General features: G+C 61.8%; 19 protein-coding genes. 9 read left to right on the top strand and 10 right to left on the bottom strand.

Annotated features, from left to right (window positions below):
• Positions 1–2 precede the first annotated feature (2 nt).
• From A6A03_RS03695 to A6A03_RS03680, 4 genes are all read right to left on the bottom strand, one after another.
• Positions 3–1,355: an MFS transporter gene (locus A6A03_RS03695; RefSeq protein ID WP_066783666.1), complete on the bottom strand. Its 1,353-nt coding sequence runs from the start codon at positions 1,353–1,355 to the stop codon at positions 3–5.
• Positions 1,356–1,439: 84 nt separating this feature from the next.
• On the bottom strand, positions 1,440–2,690 hold the full coding sequence (locus A6A03_RS03690; RefSeq protein ID WP_066783663.1) for a M24 family metallopeptidase: 1,251 nt from the start codon (positions 2,688–2,690) through the stop codon (positions 1,440–1,442).
• Positions 2,691–2,752: 62 nt separating this feature from the next.
• Positions 2,753–5,218: a hybrid sensor histidine kinase/response regulator gene (locus tag A6A03_RS03685; protein WP_066783661.1), complete on the bottom strand. Its 2,466-nt coding sequence runs from the start codon at positions 5,216–5,218 to the stop codon at positions 2,753–2,755.
• 61 nt (positions 5,219–5,279) lie between these two features.
• Complete coding sequence (locus tag A6A03_RS03680) at positions 5,280–6,056, bottom strand: enoyl-CoA hydratase-related protein (protein WP_066783658.1); 777 nt, start codon at positions 6,054–6,056, stop codon at positions 5,280–5,282.
• Positions 6,057–6,227: 171 nt separating this feature from the next.
• Between A6A03_RS03680 and A6A03_RS03675 the strand changes: the two genes are divergently transcribed.
• Complete coding sequence (locus A6A03_RS03675) at positions 6,228–6,935, top strand: metal-dependent transcriptional regulator (RefSeq protein WP_066783655.1); 708 nt, start codon at positions 6,228–6,230, stop codon at positions 6,933–6,935.
• Here A6A03_RS03675 and A6A03_RS03670 read toward each other — a convergent pair.
• A complete protein-coding gene (locus A6A03_RS03670; RefSeq protein WP_066783653.1) occupies positions 6,925–7,977 on the bottom strand; it encodes a CehA/McbA family metallohydrolase in 1,053 nt (350 codons plus the stop codon). The genes A6A03_RS03675 and A6A03_RS03670 overlap by 11 nt on opposite strands.
• Before the next feature lie 745 nt (positions 7,978–8,722).
• On the opposite strand from A6A03_RS03670, the gene A6A03_RS03665 reads away from it, so the two are divergent.
• The gene (locus A6A03_RS03665; RefSeq protein WP_076798212.1) at positions 8,723–9,826 is read left to right on the top strand and encodes a glycosyltransferase family 4 protein; all 1,104 of its coding nucleotides are present in this window, start codon (positions 8,723–8,725) and stop codon (positions 9,824–9,826) included.
• A gap of 4 nt (positions 9,827–9,830) precedes the next feature.
• Positions 9,831–10,181, top strand: coding sequence for a DUF309 domain-containing protein (locus A6A03_RS03660; protein WP_066783651.1), 351 nt, complete (start codon positions 9,831–9,833; stop codon positions 10,179–10,181).
• 46 nt (positions 10,182–10,227) lie between these two features.
• Here A6A03_RS03660 and lon read toward each other — a convergent pair whose 3' ends face one another.
• Positions 10,228–12,660, bottom strand: a complete 2,433-nt coding sequence (gene lon, locus A6A03_RS03655) for an endopeptidase La (protein WP_066783649.1) — start codon at positions 12,658–12,660, stop codon at positions 10,228–10,230.
• A gap of 129 nt (positions 12,661–12,789) precedes the next feature.
• On the opposite strand from lon, the gene menH reads away from it, so the two are divergent.
• The 3 genes from menH to A6A03_RS03640 all read left to right on the top strand — a co-directional run bounded on the left by menH (position 12,790) and on the right by A6A03_RS03640 (position 16,732).
• Positions 12,790–13,605, top strand: a complete 816-nt coding sequence (gene menH / locus A6A03_RS03650) for a 2-succinyl-6-hydroxy-2,4-cyclohexadiene-1-carboxylate synthase (protein WP_066783647.1) — start codon at positions 12,790–12,792, stop codon at positions 13,603–13,605.
• Positions 13,606–14,555: 950 nt separating this feature from the next.
• Positions 14,556–16,385, top strand: a complete 1,830-nt coding sequence (locus A6A03_RS03645; protein ID WP_066783645.1) for an aldehyde ferredoxin oxidoreductase family protein — start codon at positions 14,556–14,558, stop codon at positions 16,383–16,385.
• Positions 16,386–16,453: 68 nt separating this feature from the next.
• The gene (locus tag A6A03_RS03640; protein WP_066783643.1) at positions 16,454–16,732 is read left to right on the top strand and encodes a ubiquitin-like small modifier protein 1; all 279 of its coding nucleotides are present in this window, start codon (positions 16,454–16,456) and stop codon (positions 16,730–16,732) included.
• Positions 16,733–16,795: 63 nt separating this feature from the next.
• On the opposite strand, the gene A6A03_RS03635 is transcribed toward A6A03_RS03640, so the two are convergent.
• Positions 16,796–18,766: a molybdopterin biosynthesis protein gene (locus A6A03_RS03635; protein ID WP_066783641.1), complete on the bottom strand. Its 1,971-nt coding sequence runs from the start codon at positions 18,764–18,766 to the stop codon at positions 16,796–16,798.
• Positions 18,767–19,677: 911 nt separating this feature from the next.
• On the bottom strand, positions 19,678–20,907 hold the full coding sequence (locus A6A03_RS03630; RefSeq protein WP_066783639.1) for a molybdopterin molybdotransferase MoeA: 1,230 nt from the start codon (positions 20,905–20,907) through the stop codon (positions 19,678–19,680).
• A gap of 480 nt (positions 20,908–21,387) precedes the next feature.
• Here A6A03_RS03630 and menB point away from each other — a divergent pair, with 480 nt between their 5' ends.
• The 3 genes from menB (at position 21,388) to A6A03_RS03615 (ending at position 24,863) form a co-directional block, all read left to right on the top strand.
• Entirely contained in the window at positions 21,388–22,215 is an 828-nt protein-coding gene (gene menB, locus A6A03_RS03625; protein ID WP_066783637.1) for a 1,4-dihydroxy-2-naphthoyl-CoA synthase, read from the top strand.
• Positions 22,216–22,482: 267 nt separating this feature from the next.
• Positions 22,483–23,391 carry a 1,4-dihydroxy-2-naphthoate polyprenyltransferase gene (locus tag A6A03_RS03620; protein ID WP_066783634.1) on the top strand — a complete coding sequence of 303 codons (909 nt, stop codon included), beginning with the start codon at positions 22,483–22,485 and terminating at the stop codon, positions 23,389–23,391.
• Between the two features lie 17 nt (positions 23,392–23,408).
• Positions 23,409–24,863, top strand: a complete 1,455-nt coding sequence (locus tag A6A03_RS03615) for an o-succinylbenzoate--CoA ligase (protein WP_066783629.1) — start codon at positions 23,409–23,411, stop codon at positions 24,861–24,863.
• A gap of 46 nt (positions 24,864–24,909) precedes the next feature.
• Here A6A03_RS03615 and A6A03_RS03610 read toward each other — a convergent pair whose 3' ends face one another.
• Positions 24,910–25,542 carry a DUF1405 domain-containing protein gene (locus A6A03_RS03610; RefSeq protein WP_066783628.1) on the bottom strand — a complete coding sequence of 211 codons (633 nt, stop codon included), beginning with the start codon at positions 25,540–25,542 and terminating at the stop codon, positions 24,910–24,912.
• 57 nt (positions 25,543–25,599) lie between these two features.
• Positions 25,600–26,133, bottom strand: coding sequence for an acyltransferase (locus A6A03_RS03605; RefSeq protein ID WP_066783627.1), 534 nt, complete (start codon positions 26,131–26,133; stop codon positions 25,600–25,602).
• Positions 26,134–26,516 lie beyond the last annotated feature (383 nt).

The following is a 26,516-nucleotide window of genomic DNA, read 5'->3' as shown; positions in this document are numbered from 1 at the left end:
GTTTACTTGCTGTATTGGCGACGGAGGCCGAGACTAATCACGGTCATCAGCGCCATTGCGCCGGCGCAGACGAGGTAGGCGGTCGCGAAATCGAAGCTATCAGCGATACTGGCCATCAGCGCCACGGCGATCAGGGTGCCGATGCTAATCGTGATGTTAATCACGCTCTGGGCCACGCCGCGGTCGGTGGCGGCCACCTCTTCGAGCACCAAGGCGCGTAACGCACCGCCGACCACCACTCCTAAGCCGCTGCCCATAATCAGGGTAGCGACCACAAACAGCCAGAACGGCGCTTGCGGCAGGCCTAGCAGGGCCGTGCCGACCGTCAATTGGCTATAGCCGATCACCATTGTCATCCGTCCGCCGATCCGTGGCAACCACCGTCCGGCGAATACTGATGTCACCGAGGCAAGGAAGACCAGCGGCAGCAGGAAAAAGCCGGCTTGACTGATTGGCACGCCAAAGTTTACCGCGACTGAGGTAATGAAGATAATGCTGCCCATCGAAATGCCGGAACCGACGGCGAGCAGATAGACGACTTGCAATTGGCGGTTGGTAAAGAGTCGCGGCGGCAGCAGGGGCGCCGGCGCGCGCGTTTCGCGCCATGCCAGCACGGGGGTCAGTACCGCCACCAACAGGAAGAGCCACGGCCAGATGGTAACCCCAAAGATGCGATCAAGCAATTGGTTAATGCCGAGCGTGGTGCTGACCAAAATCAGCACCAACAGCACCAGCCCTTGCCAGTCGAATGCGCCATTGGCCGCTTCATGCTGGGCAGTCGAGCGGGGCAAGGCGCGCCATCCGAGGAAAATGACTACCGCGGCGACCGGCAAATTGAGTAAAAAGATCCAGTGCCAATCGGCGACAGCCAGTATCAATGAAGCCATCACCGGCCCAACCAGAAAGGCCATCCCCGAAGTCGCTCCAATCAAGCCTAGCGCCTTCGCCCGTTCCGCCGAGGGCAACACATCGCCGATCACGGCGCTGGCGGTCGGGGTAATGCCGCCGGCGCAGACGCCTTGCACGGCGCGCCCCAGCAACACCATCGTCAGATCGGATGCCAGCGCGATCATCAACGAGCCAATGGCAAAGCCAAAGACATTCAGCAGGTAGACATTGCGACGTCCGTAGCGATCGCTGAGACTGGCCATTAATGTTGTGCTGCTCAGCGAACAGAGGGTAAAGATAATTGAAACCAACACCACTTGGGTGTTGTCAATCGCAAATGCTGCCCGCAACGCCGGCACGATTGGGCCAATGATTGCCGAGTCGAGCGCCGACATAAAGACGCCCACGAACAACACGGTCATAATCGCGCGGCGGGTATCGGTTTCGGGCACGGCCACCGAAGTCATGCGACCTCCTTCATCGCTGATCAAGGGATAGCGGATAAAGAGAAGAGAACCGCCGTTATAGCAATGCCTGCTCTGAACCCTTCGTTATTCGATCACGTGCAATTGGGTTTGCCGGCCATGCAACCATACCATAGCGCCCCCGGTCAGCGCAGCATCTTCTTCGAGGGCAATGCGTACCGGTTGATTGCCCCATTCGGGTACGAGCGCCACATTATTCAACTCGATGGAGTAAACAGTCTCGTCGTACAGCGGGTAATCGCCGGCGCCGGGCACCCCTTCTTGGTGATCCCACAATCCAATCGTTGGCCCGGCAGCATGGCCATGGTAGCCAAGCGGATGCGAATAGATCGAAGGTTGCAACCCTTCGGCCAGCGCGCGCGCACGGGTTGCTGCTAACACCTGATTGCCGGTGCGCCCAACCCGCATCTCGTCTAACAGGATATCTTGCAGCCGATTCGCTTGAGCTAACGCGGCGACAAGTCCCGCCGGTGGCGCGGTTTCATTGCGCGCTACCACATACGCATGCTGCTGTTGGTCGGTACAGAGGCCAAGGTGGCAAAAGCCAACATCACAATGGAGCAAATCGCCGGGCCAGATCCGGTTGCGGGTTGGCGGGACGTCAAATGGCATACCGTGGGCTTGAATACTGACGGTTGGTTGGAACCAAGCCTGCACACCGGCCTCGTGCATGGTTTGGCGCAGCCACCACACGACATCATCGGTCGTGGTGACGCCGGGTGTGATCACGGCGCGCGAAAATGCGGTGGCGATGATCCGGTGACCAAGCGCAACTAATTCCGGGTAGACCGCTAATTCGGCTGGAATACGGCGTTCGAGCCAACCGATCACCAGCGCTTCGGCGCTGACGCAACGTTCGGCGTAGCGCGGGCCAAGGGCGGCGCAGAGACGTTGGTATTCAGTGTAGGTCAGGCCATCGGCAAACGCAAAGGTCGATGACATATTGATCCCGATCCGCTGCGGATCATACTCGGCGACGAGGCGGGCTAAGCAGTCATCTTGTGACTCGGTGTCAGGACTCCAAGCCTGCCGGTAGAGATCGCCATAGCCGTAGCGATCAAGCGTCAGTTGCTCGACCGTGCCGTCAGGGCAACGGGCAAAGAGCAGAATCGTACGGCGACGGGCATTCATCGCCGGCGCTGGCAGCAACGTCATGATGACGGGGTCTTCATTGTATTCACGGGCAGTCACAATCCACAGATCGATCTGGGCGCGTTCCATCAGTTCGGGTAACAGCAGCGTCAAGCGTTCGGCTAGCCATTGCACGCGCAGATCGATCTGCGTGCGGAGTGAAGTCACAACGGGGGTGATGATCATAGCGCAAGATCGTCTTTCCACACAGCGCCGGGTTGGGTTATCGCTAACCTGAATCTCGACTATTATAACGCATGCGATGAAAGTGCTGCTGTCACTGTCGTAGTGAGTGAGCTTAACGTAAACGGTTTAGCCAAAAAAGAGACCATACTGCTCGCTCGCAAATGAGCCGGTAATTCTTGTTGAGAGAAGCCACTCATCAGAATGATCCGCAAGGAAGGATAGCGACTGAGGATCTCGGTCGCCAGCTCATCACCCGTTTGGCCCGGCATGCTCAAGTCGATGAGGGCTAAGGCCAATTGGTGGCCGTGCTGTTCGAGCACTTGTTGCGCCTCGGCGCTACTGGCGGCTTCGTAGACGGTAAATCCTATCCGGCGCAACATCCGTTGCGCGACCATCCGTACATCAGGTTCATCATCAACGACCAAGGCCGATTGTTCATGTTGGACCAAAGGCTGTTCAACCACTGCTTGGATCGGTTGCGACTCTGGTGGTGTCGTTGAGATGGTATCAGAAAGGGTCGTCATTGGCCAAAAGACGGTAAAGGTTGTGCCCTGATTCGGTTCGGTGTCAATGTGTAGCATGCCGCGGTGGGTGCGCACAATGCCATTCACCGCCGCCAAGCCAAGACCGCGACCGGTAAATTTAGTGCTGAAAAACGGATCGAAAATGCGCGCTTTGGTGACTTCGTCCATCCCATGGCCGGTGTCTTTGACAATCAGCGCGGCGTAACGTCCGGGTGGCTGATCAGCGCCAATCTGCATCGTAGCCGTCTCATCGGCGCTAACGTCACGCACCTCAGTCGCAATGGTGACGGTGCCGTTACCGGTAATGGCTTCAGCGCCGTTAATGGCCAGATTCATTAACACCTGCCGGATTTGGGCAATGTTACCCTCAATGGGTAATGGGATGGGGGAAGGTTGAACGATCAGATCAACCCGTCTGGGTAAGATGCTACGCAGCAATGTTTGCATCTCTTCCACCACCCGGCTGAGGTCAAGCCGTTGCATATCGGGTTGGTGGCGGCCAGTGTAGGTCAATAATTGATTGGTGAGCTCGCTGGCCCGCAACGCGGCTTGCTCGATTTGCGCCAGCAAAGGATAGGCAGGGTGATCGGCGGGCAGTTCGCTGAGGGCAAGTGAAACATTGCCTAACACGCCGACGAGTAGATTATTGAAATCGTGGGCGATTCCGCCGGCCATGACGCCTAAGCTCTCAAGCCGTTGGGTCTCACGGAGTTGCTGCTCGATCCGCTCGCGTTCGCGCTCCATCCGGCGCCGTTCGGTGATATCGATCGCAATCCCGGCAATGCCGTAGATCTTCCCTTCGTGATCGAACAGCGGAAATTTGATAGTGGTAAACGCTGTCAGCCCATCAGCCGTCCAACGATCGTCATCGCGTTGAATCGGGCGGCGATGACGCAAGACCTCACGGTCGAACGAGCGGTAGTAGTCGGCCAAGGCCGGCGCGAAGAGTTCGTCGTCTCCTTTGCCGATCATTGCCTGCGGTTCATAGCCGGCAAAGGCGGCTAAGCGCTCGTTCACCATCAGATAGTGCCCTTCGGCATCTTTAACAAAGATCAGTGCTGGTATCTGGTTGATAATGTCTTGCAGCAGGCGACGGCTGGTTTCAACCGCAGCCTCGGCAGTGCGTTGGGCGGAAATATCTTCGATCAAGCGGACGAGAAACGTGATCTTGTCCTCTTTGTCGCGCACCGCCGAACAGGTCATGCGACCGTACACAATATGGCCATCTTTATGCAGGTACCGCTTTTCGACCGTATAGCTATCGCGTTTGCCGTCGAGTAATTCTTCCCACAGCAGCAGATCGGTATTGCGATCATCGGGATGGGTGCGATGTATGATTATCGTGCCGATCAGCTCGTCGCGTTCAAATCCCAACATCGTCGCAATGGCTTGGTTGCAATCGACAATCCGGCCACTCTCTTCAATCACCACAATCCCAATGCTCAGTTGATCAAACAGCGCGGCAAAGCGCCGTTCGCGTTCGTACAGTTCGGCGGTAAGGCGTTGTTCTTCGTCGCGGATCCGCACCCAATCGGTCACGTCACGGTTCATTTCGCCGATCAGCACCAGCCGGTGCATGTGATCGTAGATCGGAAAATAGGTTGTTTCTGCCCAAAATTGTTGATCAACAACCCGGCCTTCGATCTCGGCTTCGGCAGTATCGTAGGGAGTGGGCGGCATTGCGGCGATTTGGCCGCGGCGGGCGGCCTCGAAGGCGGCGACAAAGCCGCGCTTCTGGGCCGCCGGATCGTTGTAAATGTTGTAGCGCCCGACGACTTGATCGATCGGTGTTGCCACCAATTGTTCATTGGCCCGATTCATTGCCACTGACAGCCCATCAGGCGCAAACAACACCATTGGGATGGGCAATTGGTGGAAGACCATATCGAACGGCAACTCATGAGCGGCCAAACTCGCGGTAAACTGCGCGCGGAGGATTGAGAGCTGTTGGCGTAAGATGGCGTTTTCGCGTTCGAGAGATCGCAATCGCTCGTGTATATCCATAACTGTGTCCTTATGAGCATTGCGGAAGGGTCGATCCGGTTGGTTGGCCGCCCTGAATTCGTTACCGCCCGCTAAAGTTGGGGGCGCGTTTTTCGATAAAGGCGCGCATACCCTCTTTCTGATCCTCGCTGGCGAAGAGGAGGTAGAAATTGCGCAATTCAATCGCCAACCCTTCGCGCACGGTGGTTTCGGCGGCGGCGCGTACCGCCTCTTTGGCCAATTGCACAGCCAGCGGCGATTTGGCGGCGATCGTCTGCGCCACTCGGCGCGCTTCGTCGAGCAGGGTTTCCGGCGGGCAGACCCGGTTCACTAATCCATGTGCGGCGGCCTCGTGGGCGCTGATCGTGGCGCCAGTCAAGACCATCTCCATGGCGCGGTAGGGGCCGAGGGCGCGGGTAAGGCGTTGGGTGCCGCCGGCGCCGGGAATGATGCCGATATTGATTTCAGGTTGGCCGAATTGGGCCGTCTCGCTGGCCAAAATGATGTCGCACATCATCGCCAGCTCGCAGCCGCCGCCGAGCGCGTAGCCATTAACGGCGGCAATCACCGGTTTGCGGATGGCCGCAATTCTGGCCCAACGGGCAATCATGCCGCTGGTGAGCATCTCGATCGGGGTGGCGTTGGCCATTGCCTTGATGTCGGCGCCGGCAGCGAACGCCCGCCCAGCCCCAGTGATGATGATGGCCCGGATCAAGTCATCGGCGTCATACATCTCGAGATGGCGAATGAGATTATCGATGAGCGCTGGGCTGAGGGCGTTGAGCGCCTGTGGCCGGTTGAGAGTCAGGATAGCGATAGGGCCTTCGACCGAGCTGATGACCAATGGTTCGTTGCTCATGACAGTCGCTCCTTATATGTGCAGCGGTGCGTACGTAACGACATTACAATGCACTATCATTACGTTACCTATCGTAACCCGATTGTACCACGCCCGTTGCAGGAAATAGCCGCTCTATGGTACATTGAAGCCAGCAAAATCGGGTTTCGCGCCGCCAGAAGGAGACGCGCCTTGACCCCTGTCGAAGATGCCAATCTGTCCAACCGGATTACGCCGGCCATTGAAGATTATCTGAAAGCGATCTATTTGCTGCAACAGCAGGTCGGTGCGGTGACGACGACAATGCTCGGCGAGCTGCGCGGGTCGCGCCCAGCATCGGTTACTGGGATGATCAAGAAGCTGGCCGAGATGAATCTGGTGCAGCATACGCCCTATCAAGGCGTGGTGCTGTCACCAGCCGGCGAGCGGATTGCGTTGGAGGTGATCCGGCATCATCGTTTGCTCGAACTCTACCTCGTCGAGGCGCTCGGTTATAGTTGGGACGAGGTGCATGAAGAGGCCGAGCGGCTCGAACACCACATTAGCGAGAAGCTCGAGGCGCGGATCGCCGAACGGTTGGGCTACCCGGATTTTGATCCGCATGGCGACCCGATCCCCGGCGTCGATGGGGCCTTGCCTACCACCCGCGCCATCCGGCTGGCCGATCTGCCGCTCCACCAACCGGCGCGGATTGCGCGGGTGCGTGATCAGGCCGCTGAGCGGCTGCGTTATCTGGCCGATCTCGGTCTTGTGCCCGGCGCGCGGGTGGTGGTGACGGCCAGTGCGCCGTTTGACGGGCCGTTGACGGTGCAGATTTGCGATGCCGACCCGGTGCCGCTCGATCGGCGCTTGGCCCGCACGATCGAAGTTGAGGCCGAGGAGCCGGCGGTTACGGCGTAGCGGTCACGAAGATCGGGTTGGTAAAGAGCCACGGTTTGCCGCCCCAATACGCTTCCACGCGGTAGATGCCGTCGTCGTCAACGGTTTGGCGGATGCGGCGGATGCCGCTGGTCATAACTTCGCCGTTGACGATTAAGCGGGCGTAGGCATCGGCGCCAACGTCAACCTCGACCAACAGCGGCCCGCCGGCAAGACTGATTGTATCGCCCATTTCCGCCGTTTCACCGGGACGGCTAAGACGAAAGACGATCGATGGCGCTTCGCCATCAAGCCGGTTGGCAAAGTAACAACGTCCGGCGGTTAACGCAGCGTAGACCTGATTGGTTGCCTCTTTCGCATCACTGCTGAGCGGTTCGGCGAGCAAAATGTAGTTAGTGAGGGTGCGGAAGATCCACGGGTAGGGAAAGACTTCGATTTCGCCCCATGGCGCTTGGCGTTTGAAGCCGTGGGCATCGACGCCGCCGATGCCGAAGGTGCGCCGGCCAGCCATATTCAGCCGATCCCACCACCACAAGGTCGCCAGCGTCGGCCCGCTTAGACCCAAGCGTGGGTTGAGCACCAGCGCCAGTTTATTGCGTTCGGTCAGGTGCTCGCCCCAATCGCTCATCAAATTCCACAACTCAAGCCCAACGACGCGCCCTTCGCGCTGGCTTGGCCCATCAATCGTCCAGTCATCCCACCGGTAAATATCCTTGAACGAATTGCGGATTCGCTCGTCGGGATGGGCGATAATGCCGAAGCCGCCGCGGTCGTACACTTCATCAATGAACTGTTGCGGCGGCAGTTCGTTGCTAATCACCGTGTCAACGTTGAGGGCGAGGAAGTGGTTGTGATCAGGGGTGATTTCATAGCCGACAATGACTAACACATCGTCGTGCCAGCCGGCGAAGGGTAAACCTTCGAGCGTGTCGTGGTCGGTGACAATCACCCAGCGCAGACCGGCCTCACGGGCAGCGGCGATCAGGTGCGGGAAGGTGGCCGATCCGTCCGAATAGGTCGTATGCATGTGGATGGCGCCGGGGTAGATGAAGGGATAATTCATAGCGTACTCCGCTCGTAACATCGATATGCGGCTGTTGTAGATAGTATAGCCGCAAAGAGAGACAAGCGATACGTGGCTGTCAAATGTTGGGCGGGGTTGTGTGCTCGCTGTCATTGCGAGAGCGCGGAGCGCCCGCAGCAATCGCCTGCTTCAGCGGCGGGGATGCGTGAGGGGGGCTTTATACACTCTACCAGCACAGGGCTGATCTGGCGCGAGGTGCGCAGGCGGTTCACGTATGGACTGCGGCAGTGCAACTGCCGCACTCCACCCGCTATCGGAGGGGATTGCTTCGCCGCCGTACGGCAGCTCGCAATGACAGAGGGGGAGCGGGGGCGCTTGCCAAACTGGGAGCCGCCCGACCGCAGCAATCTCCCGCTGGGGCATACGATGCTGGAGTGGTGCATACCGGGGGTGCAGGGTGGTGGATGCGGCAGTTTTACTGCCGCACTCCAAAGGGTGCGTTTCGCTCTCGCGGGGGATTGCTTCGCCGCCTTACGGCGGCTCGCAATGACGTGGTTCGTTTGTCATTGCGAGGGAGCAGCGGCCTCCAGCTCTGCTGGAGGCCGCGCGACCGAAGCAATCTCCTGCTTCAGCGGAGGGGATGCGTGAGGGGGTTCTTCCCGCTGTCGGAGGCGATTGCTTCGCCGCGCTGCGCTCGGCTCGCAATGACAGGAGGGGCGGGGCAATGCAGCGCATTGCCCCTACTACGCGCCTGTCAACTACAGATATGCTACTATACCCGCGTATGATCACCATTGACATCGATGCCAGCCGGGCGACGGTGGCGCAACGCACCGGTACCGAACGCTACAGTTACGAAGTGATTGCGGCCTTAGACCGGATCGCGCCGGCTGAGGTGCAATTTCGCCTCTACATTAACGGCGGGTGCGAGCGGTTGCCGCCGCTGAGCCAGCGGGCGCAGGTGCGCGATCTGCGCTTGCCGCGGCTGTGGACGCATCTGCGGCTGGGGCCGGCTAGTTGGCGCGCTCGTCCGCGGGTGTTGTTTGTGCCGGCGCATGTCGTGCCGCTGCTCCATCCGCCAACGGTGGTGACTATTCACGATGTGGGCTATCGGGTCTTTCCCGAAGCGCACACCGCTCGCCGCCGGCTCGAACTCGAAGTGACGACGCGGTGGAGCTTGCGCGCGGCCCGGCGGGTGCTGGCCGTTTCCGAGGCAACCAAGCGCGATCTGGTCAATTGGTACGGCGTTAACCCTGACCGGATTACCGTCACGCCTCTCGGCTTGAGTGCGGATTTCGGGCCACCGGATGATCGGGATTGTGTTACGGCTGTACGCGCGCGCTATGGTTTGTTGCAACGGCCATATCTCTTGTACATCGGCACGGTGCAGCCGCGCAAGAATCTAGCGCGGGTGATTGAGGCGCTGGCGACGGTATTGGCTGCCGGTTACAATCTTGATCTAGTGCTGGCCGGCAAGCGCGGCTGGCTGAGCGAACCGATCGAGCGGCGGGCCAGCGAGTTGGGGATTGCCGATCGGGTGCGTTTTACCGGCTATGTCGCCGATGCCGATCTGCCCGCGTTGCTAGCCGGCGCGCTGGCGTTCATCTTTCCGTCGCTGTACGAAGGCTTTGGCATCCCGGTGCTAGAGGCGATGGCATGCGGTGCGCCGGTCATCACGAGTACGATCTCGTCGTTGCCGGAAGTGGCCGGCGATGCGGCGCTGCTGGTTGATCCCCTCGACGTGCATGCAATTGCCGCGGCCATCATGCGCGTGCATGATGATGCGACTCTGCGTGCTGATCTGCGGCAGCGCGGTTTGGCGCGCGCGCGCCAGTTTACGTGGGAGGCGTGCGCGCAGCGGACGCTAGAGGCGTTGATGGCGGAATAAAACGATGGATCATGCTCGTGAACAAAACCTTGCGCCCGATCCTTTTCTCGCCGGTATCCAGCTTTTCAACGCCGGCGAGTATTGGCATGCCCACGAGCAATGGGAAATCTGCTGGCGGGAGGCGCAGGGGATAGAGGCCGAGTTTTACAAGGCCTTGATCCAGATCGCGGCGGCGCTGGTGAAGTGGCGGCAGGGCAACCGGCGCGGCTTGCAGCTCAATTGGGCCAAGGCGCAGCGCCGGCTGGCGCAGTTGCCGGCGGTGTACCGCGGGGTCGATTTGGCGGCTTTGGGAAGAGCCATGGCGGACATCGTGGCCGATCCGGAACGCGGGGAAAGGCCACGGGTAGGGACATAGCGACGCTATGCCCGCGCGGGCATAGCGTCGCTATGTCCCTACCAATTTAATCGTCGTCGTCAATCCGGCGCGGGATGACGCGCGGCGCGCGGCGCGGCTCTTTCGGCGGTGGCGGGCCGAGGACGAGTTCGAGCGCCTGTTCGATCCGTTCGATCAGGTGGATGGTCAATTGCCGGCGCAAGACGGCTGGAATCTCGGCCAGATCGTGCTCATTGCGCTTGGGTAGAATGATCTGGCGAATGCCGGCCCGGTATGCACCCAGCACCTTCTCTTTCACGCCGCCGATTGGCAAAATCCTCCCGTGCAGCGTAATCTCGCCAGTCATGGCAATATCGTGGCGCACCGTGCGCCCGGTTAGCGCCGAGATCAAGGCAGTAGCGATGGTCACACCCGCCGAAGGGCCATCTTTCGGAGTAGCGCCTTCGGGGACGTGGACGTGAACATCGAGCTTATCGAAGTGGCGGACCTCAATGCCTAATCGAGCAGCGTTGGCGCGGGCAAACGAGAGCGCCGCCTGCGCCGACTCTTGCATCACCTCGCCGAGCTGGCCGGTGAGCAGCAGATTGCCTTTGCCGTCCATCAATACCACTTCCACTGGCATAATGTCACCGCCGGCGCTGGTATAGACCATCCCAACCGCCACCCCTACCTGATCGCGCGGATCAATCTTGCCAATCTCGAAGCGGGGCGGGCCGAGCAGTTTGGGCAAGGCCCGCGGCGTGATTTGGCGCTGGTAGCGTTTACCCTCAGCGATGCGGCGAGCGATTTTGCGGCAGATCGCGCCAATCTCGCGTTCCAGATTGCGCACGCCGGCTTCGTAGGTGTAGTTGCGGATAATCGCATGAATCGTTTCATTCCCGAACCGGATCGTCGCCGGCGGCAGGCCGCTATCGGTCATTTGGCGCGGAATGAGAAAGCGGCGAGCGATGTGCAGCTTCTCATCCTCGGTATAACCCGGCAACTCCACCAGTTCCATGCGGTCGAGCAGCGGATCAGGGATAGCGTCGGCGACATTGGCCGTGGTGATGAACAGGGTCTGGCTGAGGTCGTAAGGCAGATCGAGATAGTGATCGCTAAAGGTGCTGTTCTGTTCGGGATCGAGCACCTCAAGCAGGGCGGCTGACGGATCGCCGCGAAAATCGCTGCCCAGCTTATCAACCTCGTCGAGCATAAAGACCGGGTTGATCGTGCCGGCCACCTTCATCCGCTGCAAAATGCGTCCGGGCAACGCACCGATATAGGTGCGGCGGTGGCCGCGGATCTCCGCCTCGTCATGCACGCCGCCAAGGCTGAGACGGACGAAGCGGCGGCCTAGTGCCTCGGCAATGCTCTGGCCGAGGCTGGTCTTGCCGACGCCGGGAGGGCCGACGAAGCAGAGGATGGGCGCACGGCGGGCGGGGCCGGCCAGTTGGCGCACAGCAATGTATTCGAGGATGCGATCCTTGACTTTGCGCAAGCCGTAGTGGTTGCGTTCGAGCACCGCCGCTGCGGCGCGCAGATCGCGATTCTCCGGGCTGGCGTTGCTCCACGGCAGCGAAATCAGCCAATCGAGATAGGTGCGCAGCATACCGTGTTCGGGTGACATTGGCGAGATAAGATCGAGCCGGGCCAATTCCTCCTCGAAGCGGGCCATCGCATGGGCCGGCAACCCGGCGGCAGCGGCGCGTTCACGCAAGAGAGCGATCTCGCGGCGCGATGGATCCTCTTGGCCGAGTTCGCGTTGAATAGCGCGCAACTGCTCGCGCAGAAACATCTCGCGCTGGCTGCGATCAACCTCCTGCTGCACTTGGCTATGAATGCGATTTTCGAGTTCGAGGAGATCGAGCTCTTTGGCCAGCAAGACTTCGAGATGGCGCAGCCGTTGCTCGATATCTACCAATTCCAGAATTTTTTGCCGCTCTTCGACCGAAATGGGCAAGAGGGCAGCAATAATATCGGCCAACTCACCGGGTTCGGCGCTGTTGAGCGCGGTGAGGTAGGCATCGTCGGGCAAATTGCGCGACAAGCGGACGATCTTCTCGAAGGTGGTCAGGATCGTGCGGCTGAGGGCTTCGACCATCAGCGCCGCATCTTCATCGAGCGGCGGCGTTTCGAGCGGCGCGGCTAGCACGCGCAGCGCCGGATGTTCGGCCACCACGCTGATGATTTGCATCCGTTGCCGGCCTTCGAGCACCACGCTCAACGTGCCGTCAGGCAGGCGACGCAGCCGTTGCACAATCGCTTCAACGCCGATCGAGTAGAGGTCGTTCATCCCAACCGAAAAATCTTCGGTTGGGCCGCGGGCGGCAACCGCCAGCACAACCCGATCGCTGGCGGCAGCTTGCTCGACCGCATTGATTGCGCGTTCGTCATTGACGAACAGTGGCGCCAGCATTTGCGGGAACAGGACGCTGTCGAGCAACGGGAGCACCGGCCGCTCGACCGGCGTTGCGCCGGCAGTAGGTGATGGCGATTGTTCGTTGGCCGGAGTCGTGGTCATAGCCTCGCTCCTGCGCAGGCCAGCGGGTTGCTTGAACAGTGCGCCTGCGCGTTGTCATGATTGTACGTTCAGTGTAGCATATACTGGCAGGTTTCGCGTTATTCGTTGGTTGTTGCGGGAAAGAAGACGGTGAAGATTTCGCTCAACGATCTCACATTGCACGTCGCGCTAGCCGGCGCTGGGCCGCCGCTGCTCTTGTTGCACGGCTTTACCGGCAACGGGCAGACATGGCAACCGCTGGTTCCGTCCCTCGCTGCGCACCACACGTTGGTGATGGTTGATCTGATCGGGCACGGCCAGAGTGACGCTCCCGCCGATCCGGCGCGGTATGCGATCGAGCAGTGCGTGGCCGATGTGCTGGCGTTGATCGATCAGCTCAGCTTCACGCGGGTTGATCTGTGCGGCTATTCGATGGGCGGGCGGATCGGGCTGCTCTTGGCTGCCGGCGCGCCGGAACGGGTGGGGCGGCAGGTCTTGATCGGGGCCTCGCCGGGGTTGGCCGATCCGGCGGAACGGGCGGCGCGCTTGGCGAGCGACGAAGCGCTGGCCGAACGGATCGAGCGCGAGGGGCTGGAGTGGTTTGTCGAGTATTGGGCGGCGCAGCCGCTCTTCGCGTCGCAACGACGCTTGCCGGCGGAGGTGCGCGCGGCGCAGCGGGCGCAGCGGCTAGCCGGCAGTGCGTGCGGGTATGCTAACGCGCTGCGCGGGATGAGCGTCGGGCGGCAGCCGTCGTTGTGGGCAGCGTTGCCGGCCATTGCGACCCCTACCTTGCTCATCACCGGCGCGCTCGACGAGAAGTTCTGCGTGATCGGGGCGCAGATGGCGGCGCTGATGCCGCATGCGCGTCATGTGATCGTGCCGGATGCCGGTCACGCGGCGCAGATCGAGCAGCCAGCGATGGTTGGCAGGTTGATCAGCGATTTTCTCGCTGAAGCGACAGACTGACATGTCTTTCGCTGAAGGGGGGATTGCTTCGGGCACTGCACCCCGTGCCCCCGTTGTCCTTGCGAGCCGCGCTGCGCGCGGCGAAGCAATCTCCCGCGAGCACGGAAGCTACCCGCTCAGGCATCCTTCCCGCCAAAGGGGGAGATTGCTTCGGTCGGGCGGCCCTGCGCTACGCTGGGGCCGCCACTCCCTCGCAATGACATGTGGAATGCGCCCCGGTTGTCCTTGCGAGCCGCCGCAGGCGGCGAAGCAATCCCCCACGAGAGCGGGACACCATCACTCATCGATCAGCCCGCGCAGCGGGCTTCGTACCGGTAGCCCGGCCCTTGAGGGCCGGGCGATACGGTGCGGGGAATGCACCTTCTTGCCCCACTCCCGCGGGGGTAGGGGATGCCGCACAGGCATCCTTCCCGCCAAAGGGGGAGATTGCTTCGGGCGCTGCGCGCCCTCGCAATGACATAAGGGGCTGGCGACCCCTCGCAATGACAGGCGAGTGCGAGAGCAATCTACTCAGGCACAGGTACCGCTGAAACAGGGGATTGCTTCTATGCTTGACCCGCGTTGCTGGCGGATAGTGCGTACAGCGACAATGGTGACGTTAGCGCCGGTCTTGCTCTAGCCGAATAGTGAGGTGTCAATACTGTTAACGTATTGATTTACCGCCTTCCTTGATATACAATGTTCCTATCATACTCTCACGCAAACGTCAATAAGGCAGTGCAGCCGGGTGTCAACATGAAGTGGCGGGAAGGTGTGTGCTCAGAGGGTCATTGCAGGTGGAAGCGCATCCAGACAGACTGGGCGCCGGTTTGCGCTGACCGCTGCTGCGTGCGCCGTCTCCTGCGCACCAGCTAGCATCTGCGCCGGTTACGCTGCCCTTGGTCGTCTGCGTCAGATAGTCGTTGTGGGGTGCCGATGTCGCTTCGTTTGCTGTTGTGAGGAGGGACGCTATGGCTCTTGGCGGGTACGCAAACCGAATCGCCCATGTCGATCTGACGGCTGGAACGGTGGAATATCGCGGCATTCCCGAAGACTGGGCGCGCAAGTATATCGGCGCGCGCGGGCTTGGGGTGCGCTATATGCTCGAGAATGGCCCGCAGGTTGATCCACTCTCGCCCGATAACCTGCTCTGCTTTATGAACGGCCCGCTGACTGGCACCGAAGCGAATATGAGCGGGCGGATGGCGATTGTCACCAAGTCGCCCCTGACCGGCACCGTCACCGACAGCCACCACGGCGGTTGGTCGGCGGCGCGGCTGCGCTGGGCCGGCTTTGACGGCCTGTTGGTGAAGGGCAAGGCCAGCGGCCCGGTCTACCTGTACGTGCATGATGGCATCGTCGAGATTATGGATGCCTCGGAGGTCTGGGGCAAAGGCATTCACGATACGGTCAAGTTCTTCCGCGAGCGCTACGGCGAGAAGGATTTGAGCGTGATCGCGATTGGCCCCGCGGGCGAGAATCTGGTCAAGTTTGCCTGCTGGGTCAACGAGAACGATCGCGCCAGCGGGCGTGGTGGCACCGGCTGCGTCGGCGGCAGCAAGTTGCTCAAGGCGGTGGTGATCAAGTCGGCCAAGAAGATGCCCAAGGCGGCCAACCTCGAGGCGTGGAAGCCGGCTCAGAAGCGCGCCCTCGCCACGATCATGGACGAGCGCAACATTACGAGCCCGCGCAAGGGCGGTCTCTCGGTCTACGGCACCAACGTGCTGATGAATATCACCAGCGCGATGGGGGCGTTGCCCACCAAGAACAGCATGGTCACCTCGTTCGGCCCCAGTGCCGAAAAGATCAGCGGCGAGTATGTCAAGGAGCATATTCTGGTCGATGACCCGACCTGTCACGCTTGCCCGGTGGCCTGTAAGAAAGAGGTCGAGATCAAAGAGGGGCCATGGAAGGGCCTCCGCATGGAGAGCGTCGAGTACGAGCCGGCATGGTCGCTCGGCGCGAACTGCGGCAACGATGATATCAATACCGTCGCCAAGCTGATCGATATGTGCAACGACTACGGCATGGACGCTATCGAGCTGGGCCATCCGCTTTCAGTCTACATGGAAGCGACTGAGCGCGGCTATACCAACGGCGATGGCGGCCTTGCTTGGGGCGACACGATGGCGATGGTCGAGATGGCGCGCAAGATTGCGATGCGCGAGGGCATCGGCAATGTGATGGCCGATGGCGCTGAGGCGACGGCGCGGTACTTTGGCCACCCCGAATTGGCGATGACGGTGAAGGGCCAAGGCGTGCCGGCCTACGATCCGCGCGGTCTGAAAGGCATGGGCATTGCTTACGCGACCAGCAACCGCGGTGCCTGCCACCTGCGCGCCTATACTCCCGCCGCCGAGCTGGGGGTGATGCCGTTCGGCTCGCTCAAGGTCGATCCGCTGGCGTGGAAGGGCAAGGGTGAGCTGGTGAAGATCTTCCAAGATGTTCACGCCTTCTCCGACAGCCTCGATCTGTGCAAGTTCAGCGCCTTCGCCGAGAGCGCCGAGGAGTACGCGGCCCAGTATGCGGCGATGGTGGGGGTTGAGTGTACGCCGGAAGATGTGCTCAAGATCGGCGAGCGCATCTACAACCTCGAGCGCTACTACAACAATCTGGCCGGGTTCCGTGAGGGCAGCGACTATCTGCCGGCTCGCTTCACCCAAGAGCCGTCAACGATGCCCGGTTCGGAAGGCCACGTCTGCGAGCTCGATGAGATGCTGGCCGAGTACTACGCGGCCCGCGGCTGGGTGAATGGCGTGGTGCCGGAGAGCAAGCTGCGCGAGCTGGGGATTATCGATTAAGTGGTGAGCTGGCTAGCCGTGGGGCGGGCGCTCGGATGCGCTCGCCCCGTTCTAATGACTGAAACGCGATGCAAGTGAATTTCTATGCGACTCTGCGCCCGATCGTTGGTGGCCGGACGGTAGAGTTCCATGTTGGTGAGCATGTGACGGTGAAACAACTGGTTGATGTCATCGTTGAGCGGTTTCCGCGCCTGCGCAAAGAGCTGCTCAACGAAGACGGCAACCTCTACCCGCACGTGCATGTGTTTATCAATGGCCGCGATGCTCCGTACCTGCCCAATGGCGTCGAGACGGTGATCAAGCCGGGTGATACGGTTGATATTTTTCCCGCTGTCGCCGGCGGGTGATGTGCGCGGCAGAATTAGTGCGGTGAGGCATGCCTCGCTAGGTATGCCGCGCCGTATGCTGGGTTAGGGGTGCGGTGAGGCATGCCTCACCGCTACTGTTTCCCCCATACGGGTGACGTCATACCCTCCCAACGCCGCAACCGCCTGCCGGTAGGCCGGTTCACACAACATCTGCCGCAGCGGTGCTAGCAAATCGCTCTCCCAATGGCGGCGCGGGACGGCAAGGTCATACTGTTCGCTAAAGAGCGGGATGAAGGTCAGGCCCAAGGCTTGAGCAGCGGCGCGAATGCCGAGGCCAACATCGGCAGCGCCGCTCTGCACCGCCGCCGCAACCGCCATGTGCGTATACTCTTCGCGTTCGTAGCCGGTGATAGCGCTGGGGTCAATTCCCGCTTGGCGCAGTTGGTAATCGAGCAGCACCCGCGTGCCCGATCCGCGTTGCCGGTTGACGAAGCGCACACCGGTGCGGGTGAGATCAGCGAGCGTGCCCAATCCCAGCGGGTTGCCCGGCGCCACCAGAAAGCCCTGTTCGCGATCGGCCAAATGCACCAGCACAATCTCTTCATCGGGCAGGTACCGCCGTACATACGACACGTTATACTCACCGGTCTCTTCATCGAGCAGATGCACCCCGGCGAGGTGCGCGTCGCGGCGCTTGAGCGCCATCAAGCCGCCGAAACTGCCGACGTTGGCCGAACTGAGCCGGCGGCCTGCGCCGGTGCGTTGCAGATAGCCGGCCAAGAGGTCGAGGGCTAGATCGTGGCTGCCAATCGCGACGATGGTAGACTCGATCTCGGCCTGTGGGCGCAGCAGCTCGACCGTCACTTCCGCCCCGGCGTGCAACCCTTCGGAAAAGCGGGGAATATGGGCGATCGCGTCGGCGCGGATCAGCGACGTCACCACGCCGGCCCCGCGCGAAAGCGGCGTCGCAATCAGTCTCCCGTCTACCCGGCCCAACGTCACGCGCACAAACTCATCTTCCCCCATCGGCGAAAGCAATTTGCGGCTGATATACGCCGTCGCCTTGGGCCGTTCCGGTGGCGTGAGCCCCTGCAGCCGGTAGAGCAACGGGCGCAGGAAGAGTTCCGCCGTCAACGCTGCCGAGACGGGGTAGCCGGGCAAGCCAAAGGCCGGCTTGCCGCCGGCCACACCGAGGATGACCGGATGGCCGGGGCGAATCGCAACGCCATGCACGGCCACCTCGCCAAACTCGGCAATGATCGAAGCGGTATAGTCTTCGGAACCAGCGGACGAACCGGCGTTAATCACAAGCACATCATGGTTCGCCAGCGCTTCCGCCACTGCCGCGCGCAACAGCTCTTGCCGGTCGGGGACGGGCGGCAGGCGGGTGGGAATTCCGCCCCACTCCTCAACCAAACCGGCGAGGATCAGCGAGTTAAACTCGATAATCTCACCCGGCTGCACCGGCTGGCCCGCCGCTTCGCGCGCGGCGGCGGCTTCCGGCGTGATCAGCTCGGTACCGGTAGGGATAATAGCTACACGCGGACGGCGCCGCACGGTGACGGTCGCGTAACCGGCGGCGGCAATCGCACCGAGATCAACCGGACGCAAAACCGCACCCTCGGCGACAATCAGCTCTGTCGCCACAATGTCTTCACCCAGCGGGCGCACGTGTTGCCACGGCGCCACCGCAGCATTGATCGCCACCGTCGTCTCGTCGAGCACCTGCACATTCTCGGCCATCACCACCGCATCGGTGCCGGGAGGCATCGGATCGCCGGTATCCACCCACACCACCTGCTCGCCGAGGGTGAGCGTCAGCGGCGACGACTCGGTCGCGCCAGCGGTGGCCGCCGCGCGCACGGCAATCCCGTCCATCGCAGCGGCGTGATAATGCGGCACCGAGCGCGCGGCCCACACCGGCGCGGCGGTAATCCGTCCGCGAGCTTGGGCAAGCGGGATGGTCTCGCTGTCGAGCAGATGCACCCCGCCGGCACGCGCAAGGGCTGCTTCAAAGCGGGCAATCGCCTCATCGAGAGCGCGATCTTCGAGGTAGTAGCGTCGTTTTGACATAAGAAACTCTATGGTGTTATGCGGGCGATTCCGGTTGCAGACTTAGCTGATCTATAGGCAAGCAATGCTCGTCCTCGATCTTTGTCATTGCGAGCCGCCGGAGGCGGCGAAGCAATCTCCTGCAAGCACGGAAGCTATCCGCTCAGGCATCCTTCCCGCCGAAGCGGGAGATTGCTTCGGGCGCTGCGCGCCCTCGCAATGACAAGAGGGCGGGCGGCACCCGCTCAGGCATCCTTCCCGCCGAAGCGGGAGATTGCTTCGGGCGCTGCGCGCCCTCGCAATGACAAGAGCGTGGGTGGCCTTGCGCAATGGCAGCCAACCGTTGTCCTTGTGCGCCGCCGTTTTCCCCTTGTCCTTGCGCGGTGCGCTCCCCCTTTTGTCCTTGTGCGCCGCGCTTCTCTTTTGTCATTGCGAGCCGCCGGAGGCGGCGAAGCAATCTCCTGCGAGCACGGAAGCCACCCGCTCAGGCATCCTTCCCGCCGAAGCGGGAGATTGCTTCGGGCGCTGCGCGCCCTCGCAATGACAAGAGGGCGGGCGGGACCCTGCGCTACGTTGGGGCCGCCACTCCCTCGCAATGACAAGAGGGCGCACATCCTTGCGCAATGACAGGCAACCTTTTGTCCTTGTGCGCCGCGCTTCTCTTTTGTCCTTGCGCGCCGCCGGAGGCGGCGAAGCAATCTCCTCCTTCAGCGAATGGCACCCGCTCAGGCATCCTTCCCGCCGAAGCGGGAGATTGCTTCGGGCGCTGCGCGCCCTCGCAATGACAAGAGGGCGGGCGGCACCCGCTCAGGCATCCTTCCCGCCGAAGGGGGAGATTGCTTCGGGCGCTGCGCGCCCTCGCAATGACAAGAGCGTGGGTGGCCTTGCGCAATGACATACGGGATTTCCCCCTTCGCAATCACAAAACCCCTTCAGAACAACGTAATGTCAACCGTTGTCCCTGCGTACAACCCGGTCAGATCGAGTGGTACCCGCACAAGCCCATCGGCGTGGGCCATGGTGTAGATCAGATTCGACTTGCCAAAGACCGGCTCGGCATACAACACCCCGTCGCGCCGTTCCAGCCGCACCGGCACAAAGTCTTCGCGGCCCGGCTTGGAAGGCACATTGAGGGTCAGCACGGCTTGGAGAGCCGGCGGATCGGCGTCGGGCATGCCTTGCAGGCGGCGCAGGGCTGGGGCGACGAAGAGGCCGAACGCGATCATGGCCGACACCGGATTGCCGGGCAAGCCAAAGATCGGGCGGTTGCCGGCGGCGGCGATGATGGTGGGTTTGCCGGGGTGAATGGCCACGCCATGCACCAGCACCCCCGGCGCGCCGAGCGACTCGATCACTTTAACGGTATGGTCACGCGCGCTAACCGAGCTGCCGGCGGAGAGCACCAGCATATCGGCGGCTTCCAGCGCTGCGCGCGCCATGCGCTCCAGTACCGCCGGATCATCAGGCGCGATGCCGCACAAGATTGGCTCGCCGCCGGCGCGGCGCACCATTGCGGCGATGGTATAACTATTGATGTCGCGCACTTGCCCCGGCGCAACCTCGGCATCGGCGGGCACCACTTCGTCGCCTGAGGCAAGGATCGCCACTTGTGGCCGCTCAACTACCGGCACATTGACGATGCCGACGCCGGCGAGACCGCCAAGATCTTGCGGACGGAGGCGGTGGCCGCGCGGGAAGAGCAACTCGCCGCGCTTGACATCCTCGCCGATTGGGATCACGTTCTCGCCGATCGCGACGGGCCGCACCACTTCAATCGTGGTGGCGTCAAGATACTGGGTATGCTCGATCATCACCACGCTATCGCTGCCGGGGGGGAGCATACCGCCGGTATGGATCAGCGCCGCTTGGCCGGGGCCGACAGTGAAGTTCGGTGCGCGGCCCATTGGCACCTCGCCGCAGAGAGTTAGATAGGCGGGCAGGCTCTCGCTGGCGCCGTAAGTGTCGGCGGCGCGCACTGCGAAGCCATCCATGGTTGAACGCGGAAAGGCCGGCAAATCAACCGGCGAATGCAATGCTTCGGCTAGCACCCGGTCGAGGGCCGCGTGCAGCGGCAGCGACTCGCGGCGGGCCAGTGGGCTGATGTGCGCGCTGAGGCGAGCATTGGCCTCGGCAATCGTCACTACCTGAAACAGTTCAGGCATAGCTGCTCCTTGGTCTCAGCTTGGGCTATCGCCATTATACCAAGTTTTCGCGCGTGGTTGGGGTTGCCGCTGAGGACGCGAAGGCAGGCAACGACGTCTCCCTGCCGGTGGCCTGTTTTCACCTCTTTCAAGGGCGGACAGAACGCATGAGTGTAGATGCGGTTGATGGCTGTGAGATGCGTCGTTTCGCCCTCACCCCCAGCCCCGCTACCGCACGAGCGCGGGTTGAAGGGTGGCCTGCACATCTGATCCGGCGCCCGGCCCTGAAGGGCCGGGCTAGGGGTACGAAGCCCGCTGCGCGGGCTGCTGGCCCTCCTCCCAGCCCCGCTCTCGCACTAGCGGGAGCGGGGAGCAAGGCATCGCACAGCGATCAACGGTTGTGATTGACCAAATTTCTGTTCGTTCCCCCCTGCGCCCCCTGCGGGAAAGAATATGGTACATTATTTACAGGCTGCCAATTTGACGACAGCGAGGAGATATATGCCAATCGAGTGGGTGAAAGTTCACGATTATACTGACATTATCTACGAGCACGACGCGGCTGGCGAGGGGATTGCCAAGATTACGATCAACCGGCCCGAAAAGCGCAATGCGTTCCGGCCTGAAACGGTCAACGAGCTGATCGATGCCTTCTCGCGCGCTCGCGACGACGAGCGGATCGGCGTGATTTTGTTCACCGGCGCCGGTGATAAGGCGTTCTGTTCGGGCGGAGATCAGAGTGTGCGCGGGATCGGCGGCTACGTGGGCAAAGACCAGATTCCGCGGCTGAATGTGCTCGATCTCCAGCGCCTGATCCGGATTATTCCCAAGCCGGTGATTGCGCTGGTAGCCGGTTATGCCATCGGCGGCGGCCATGTGTTGCATGTGGTCTGCGACCTGACGATCGCTGCCGATAATGCCATCTTTGGCCAAACCGGGCCGAAGGTGGGCAGCTTCGATGGCGGCTATGGCTCGAACCTGCTGGCCCGCATGGTCGGCGACAAGAAGGCGCGCGAGATTTGGTACTTGTGCCGGCAGTACAATGCCCAGCAAGCGTTGGAGATGGGCTTGGTGAATACGGTGGTGCCGCTTGAGCGGCTGGAAGACGAAGGGGTGCAGTGGGCGCGCGAGATTCTGGAAAAGAGCCCGCTGGCGATCCGTATGCTCAAAGCCAGCATCAACGCCGCCGCCGATGGCTATGCCGGGTTGCAGCAGTTGGCCGGCGATGCGACACTGCTCTACTATTTGACCGAAGAGGCGCAGGAGGGCAAGCAAGCCTTCCTTGAGAAGCGCAAGCCGAACTTCCGCCGCTTCCGCCGTTATCCGTGAGGCGAATAAGGTGAGATATGGACTGCGGCAGTATGACTGCCGCACGCCACACCAGCAGGTGGTTCCCTTATGGACTGCGGCAGTGCAACTGCCGCACGCCACACCAGCAGGGCTGTTCTGGTGAGAGGTGAGCAGACGGTTCATTGATGGAGTGCGGCAGTTTGGCTGCCGCACTCCACACTAGTACATTGTATCGCGCATCGGTTTTGATACGAGACAGAAAGCTCTTGCTGTGTGTCTCTGCGTTCCGAAAAAGGGAGTATGAAGATGACCACCAAAGCAGCTCCGGCAGCGCCGCCGTCACGGCTGAAGGTATGGCTGATGGCCGCTCGTCCGGCGACGTTGCCCGCCGCCGTGGTGCCGGTGCTGGTTGGTTCGGCGCTGGCCTTGAGTGCCGGCAAGTTTCAGCCATTGGTCATGCTGGCGGCCTTGTTGGGGGCGCTCTTTATTCAGATTGGCACCAATTTGGCCAACGACTATTTTGATGCCAAGAAGGGGGCTGATACCAGCGAGCGGCTTGGCCCGCCGCGGGTGACGCAGCTCGGCCTGCTGCCGGCCAAGACGGTGCTGGCGGCGGCGCTGATCAGTTTTGGCATTGCGGCGCTGGCCGGCATCTATCTGATTGTGGCGGCTGGTTGGCCGATCCTTGTGATTGGGTTGCTGTCGATCGCCGCCGGCATTCTCTACACCGCCGGCCCGTTCCCGCTCGGCTACAACGGTCTCGGCGATCTGTTCACCTTTGTCTTTTTCGGATTGGTGGCCGTAATCGGCACCGACTACGCTCATACCGGCCAGTTCCGTTGGGTGGCGTTGTGGGCCGCGTTGCCGGTAGCGATGCTGGTGACGGCGATTCTGGTGGTGAACAATCTGCGCGATGTGCCGACCGACCGCAAGGCAGGCAAACGCACGCTGGCGGTGATCTTTGGCGAACGCTTTGCCCGCAGCGAGTTTGCCCTCTTGGTGCTTGGCGCGTTTGTGTTGCTGCCGCTGGCATGGATGTGGGGCGGCGAATCGCCGTTCACGCTGCTGGCGTGGCTTACCGCACCGATGGCGCTCAACCTGATCGATTTTGTCAACCGCGAGCGCGGGCGGGCGTTGAATAAGGCGCTGGTCGGAACCGGACGGTTGCATCTGATCTTCGGTGTCCTCTTTGCCATCGGGCTGGCGCTAGGCTAGCGACCGTTCATACCGCTATGATCCACCTTCCCGATTGGCTGGCCCGGCAAGCTGCCCTACGTCCCAACCATCCGGCGCTGATTGGCGCGGAAGCGACCTACACCTTTGCCGAACTCGACCGCTGGGCCGGGGCAGTGGCGGTGCGGTTGGGCCAAAGCGTGCCGCCGGGATCGCGCGTAGCCTTGCTGGCGCGGAACCGGCTGGCGTATGCGGCGGTGGTGCATGCCGCGCCGCGGGCCGGCGTGACGCTGGTGCTGCTCAATACCCGGCTCACCGCCGCCGAGCTGGCCTTTCAAGTGCGCGACAGCGGGCCAGCCCTGCTGATCGTCGAAGATGAACTGATGGCGACAGCGCGCGAGGCGGCGGGGGAAACACCCATCATCACGCTGGAGGAACTGGCCGCTCCCGCAGAAGCATCGCCGCCGCCGGCTCCGCCAATCGATCTGAACGCGCCGCATACGATCATCTACACATCGGGCACTACTGGGCGGCCCAAGGGCGCCATTCTCACCGCTGGTAACCACTGGTGGAACGCGATCGGCTCCATGCTCAACCTTGGTTTGCGCGACGATGACCGCTGGCTGGCGGTACTGCCGCTCTTCCACGTCGGCGGCTTGAGCATCTTGCTGCGCGGCGTGATCTACGGCATCCCGGTCATCTTGCACGAACGGTTTGATCCGGCGTTGGTGCGGCGCGATCTGGCTGCACAGCGCGTAACCATCGTCTCGCTGGTGGCAGTGATGTTGCAGCGGTTACTCGCGGTTGACCCCGCGCCGTTCCCGCCGCACTTGCGCTGCGTCTTGCTCGGCGGCGGCCCGGCCCCGCTCGCGTTGCTCGAACAATGCGCGGCGCGCGGCATCCCAGTGACGCAGACCTACGGCATGACCGAAGCGGCTTCGCAAGCGGCGACGCTGGCCCCTGCCGAAGCCTTGCAGCGGCTCGGTTCAGCGGGCAAGCCGTTGCTACCGGTCGAACTGCGGATCGTGACGCCAGCCGGCCATGATGCGGCGCCGGGAGAAGTGGGTGAAATCTGTCTGCGCGGGCCGACGATTTCGCCGGGGTATGTGGGCAGGCCGCCGCGCCAGCCTGACGAATGGCTGCCCACTGGCGATTTAGGCTATCTCGATGGGGAAGGCTACCTCTACGTGGTTGACCGGCGCAGTGATCTGATCATCGCCGGCGGCGAGAACATCTATCCTGCCGAAGTCGAGGCGGCGCTGCTCAGCCACCCGGCGGTCGCCGAAGCGGGAGTAGTGGGTGTGCCCGACCCCGAATGGGGCCAGCGACCGGTCGCGGCAGTGGTGGTGCGCCAGCCAGTAACGAGTGAAGAGCTGATTGCCCACTGTCGCGCGCGGCTGGCCGGCTACAAAGTGCCGCGCGCGATCGTGTTCGTCGATGAACTGCCGCGCACAGCGGCGGGTAAGCTCCGCCGGCATACATTACAACGAATGTTGGAACGAATAAACGAATGAAGCATATAAAGCGCCCCTCTCCACCTCCATTCGTTTATTCGTTTCTCTATTCGTTTAGCAAGCCGCGCGCCTCAATTTGCTGCGCCACCACCACTGATGGGCGGGTCAGCCAAAAACCCAGCACACTCGTCAAAATGACTGCCGTCCACATCGCAAATGCCGGTGTCACCACCCACGTCAGCGGCGGGTGGAAGCCGAGGCCGTAGTCAACGAAGATTGACAGGCTAAAGAAGGCGGCCACCACGGCGCGAGCGCCTATCCCAAGCGGGCCAATGCGGGTTGCCAGCAAGATGCCCTCAAACGTCAAGCCAATGTGCGACACGAACAGCATCACTTCCAGCGGTTCGATCACACCGGCGCCGATCCAATGGCGCGACCAGAAGGCGAGCGTCCACAGACCGTATTTGATGCAGGCGAAAGCGGCGAAGGCGGTAAACCATGGCACGGCGCGACCATAGCGGATCAAGATGAAAGCAATGGTGGCATAGAGCGCCGCAGCCGGGCAGTCGGGAATAAAGATCCAAGCCCATGGCGGCGAGGCGACCAGCATCGGCCCGTACCAGACGATGCCGCCCCACACGACGCCAAACAGATTGAGGGCCATGCATGTCCAGAAAATGAACGGGTGGCCGGTGATGAATGCATATATCCAGTCGATAAATGGGCGGATGTGGCGCATGATATCCTCTGCAATTGATCGTTCTGGAGCCGCACGGCCGTGCGGCTCTACATTTTTTCACCGATCCAGCCGCCGGATGGGGACGCCGCCAACGAACGCTCCCGGTGGGACGTCACGGTTTACCAAACTCATGGCCGAAACGGTTGCACCGGCGCCGATGATGACCCCCGGCAAAATGGTGCAGTTGGCGCCGATCGTGACGTCCGGGCCAATCACCACGGGGCCGCGCTTCCATTCGTGGCGGGTCACCTCGTGGCACAGAATGGTTGTATTGTACCCGATCACGCAATTTTCGTCGAGGGTGATATCTTGTGGGAAGAAGATATCAAACATCACCATCAGACCGACGCTGGCGTGCGGAGCAACCTTGACGCCGAGCAGGCGGTAGATCGCGTTCTTGAGCGGAATGCTCGGCGTGTAGCGGGCTAATTGAATCAGAGCAGCGTTGCGGATGATGCGCGGGTAGCCGCCGGCCAACTGCGGAAAGTACCAGAGCGCGTTGTGGGGGCCGGGCAGCGGCGCGCTGCGCAGCCGCGCTTTGCGTTCGGCAGTGGAGCCAAGGCCGTCGGTTAGGTTAGGGTTGGTCGTCATAGTTTTGTTGATAGGCTCACCGCAGAGGGCGCGGAGGGCGCAGAGGATTGTGGCCTTCAATTAGGTGCCTTCTGCAACCCTCAGCGTCCTCTGCACCATGTCGTTGTCAAAGGCCCCCCTCCCAACCTCCCCCCGCTAGGGGGAGGGGCGAACTGAACCACTGATCTGGTGCCCGGCCCTGAAGGGCCGGGCTAGGGGTACGAAGCCCGCTGCGCGGGCTGATGCCCTCACCCCCAGCCCCTCTCCCACTGGCGCGGGAGAGGGGAGTGCAGATCCGGGCTATAAGGCATCGCACAGCGATCCATGGTTGTCCTCAATCACATGTACTGTCCGTCCTTCAATCCCCGCTGGGTGGAGGGGCCGGGTGAGCAATCCAACTGGCA

Source organism: Chloroflexus islandicus, from assembly GCF_001650695.1.
GTDB classification, from domain to species: domain Bacteria; phylum Chloroflexota; class Chloroflexia; order Chloroflexales; family Chloroflexaceae; genus Chloroflexus; species Chloroflexus islandicus.
This window is presented reverse-complemented; position numbering and strand designations above follow the sequence as displayed.

Bases quoted from the DNA above. Each gene is read 5' to 3' on its own strand.
- A6A03_RS03695 (WP_066783666.1), bottom strand. From the start codon at position 1,355: ATGACTTCGGTGGCCGTGCCCGAAACCGATACCCGCCGCGCGATTATG.
- A6A03_RS03690 (WP_066783663.1), bottom strand. From the start codon at position 2,690: ATGATCATCACCCCCGTTGTGACTTCACTCCGCACGCAGATCGATCTG.
- A6A03_RS03685 (WP_066783661.1), bottom strand. From the start codon at position 5,218: ATGGATATACACGAGCGATTGCGATCTCTCGAACGCGAAAACGCCATC.
- A6A03_RS03680 (WP_066783658.1), bottom strand. From the start codon at position 6,056: ATGAGCAACGAACCATTGGTCATCAGCTCGGTCGAAGGCCCTATCGCT.
- A6A03_RS03670 (WP_066783653.1), bottom strand. From the start codon at position 7,977: ATGAATTATCCCTTCATCTACCCCGGCGCCATCCACATGCATACGACC.
- A6A03_RS03665 (WP_076798212.1), top strand. From the start codon at position 8,723: ATGATCACCATTGACATCGATGCCAGCCGGGCGACGGTGGCGCAACGC.
- A6A03_RS03660 (WP_066783651.1), top strand. From the start codon at position 9,831: ATGGATCATGCTCGTGAACAAAACCTTGCGCCCGATCCTTTTCTCGCC.
- lon (WP_066783649.1), bottom strand. From the start codon at position 12,660: ATGACCACGACTCCGGCCAACGAACAATCGCCATCACCTACTGCCGGC.
- A6A03_RS03645 (WP_066783645.1), top strand. From the start codon at position 14,556: ATGGCTCTTGGCGGGTACGCAAACCGAATCGCCCATGTCGATCTGACG.
- A6A03_RS03640 (WP_066783643.1), top strand. From the start codon at position 16,454: ATGCAAGTGAATTTCTATGCGACTCTGCGCCCGATCGTTGGTGGCCGG.
- A6A03_RS03635 (WP_066783641.1), bottom strand. From the start codon at position 18,766: ATGTCAAAACGACGCTACTACCTCGAAGATCGCGCTCTCGATGAGGCG.
- A6A03_RS03630 (WP_066783639.1), bottom strand. From the start codon at position 20,907: ATGCCTGAACTGTTTCAGGTAGTGACGATTGCCGAGGCCAATGCTCGC.
- menB (WP_066783637.1), top strand. From the start codon at position 21,388: ATGCCAATCGAGTGGGTGAAAGTTCACGATTATACTGACATTATCTAC.
- A6A03_RS03620 (WP_066783634.1), top strand. From the start codon at position 22,483: ATGACCACCAAAGCAGCTCCGGCAGCGCCGCCGTCACGGCTGAAGGTA.
- A6A03_RS03615 (WP_066783629.1), top strand. From the start codon at position 23,409: ATGATCCACCTTCCCGATTGGCTGGCCCGGCAAGCTGCCCTACGTCCC.
- A6A03_RS03610 (WP_066783628.1), bottom strand. From the start codon at position 25,542: ATGCGCCACATCCGCCCATTTATCGACTGGATATATGCATTCATCACC.
- A6A03_RS03605 (WP_066783627.1), bottom strand. From the start codon at position 26,133: ATGACGACCAACCCTAACCTAACCGACGGCCTTGGCTCCACTGCCGAA.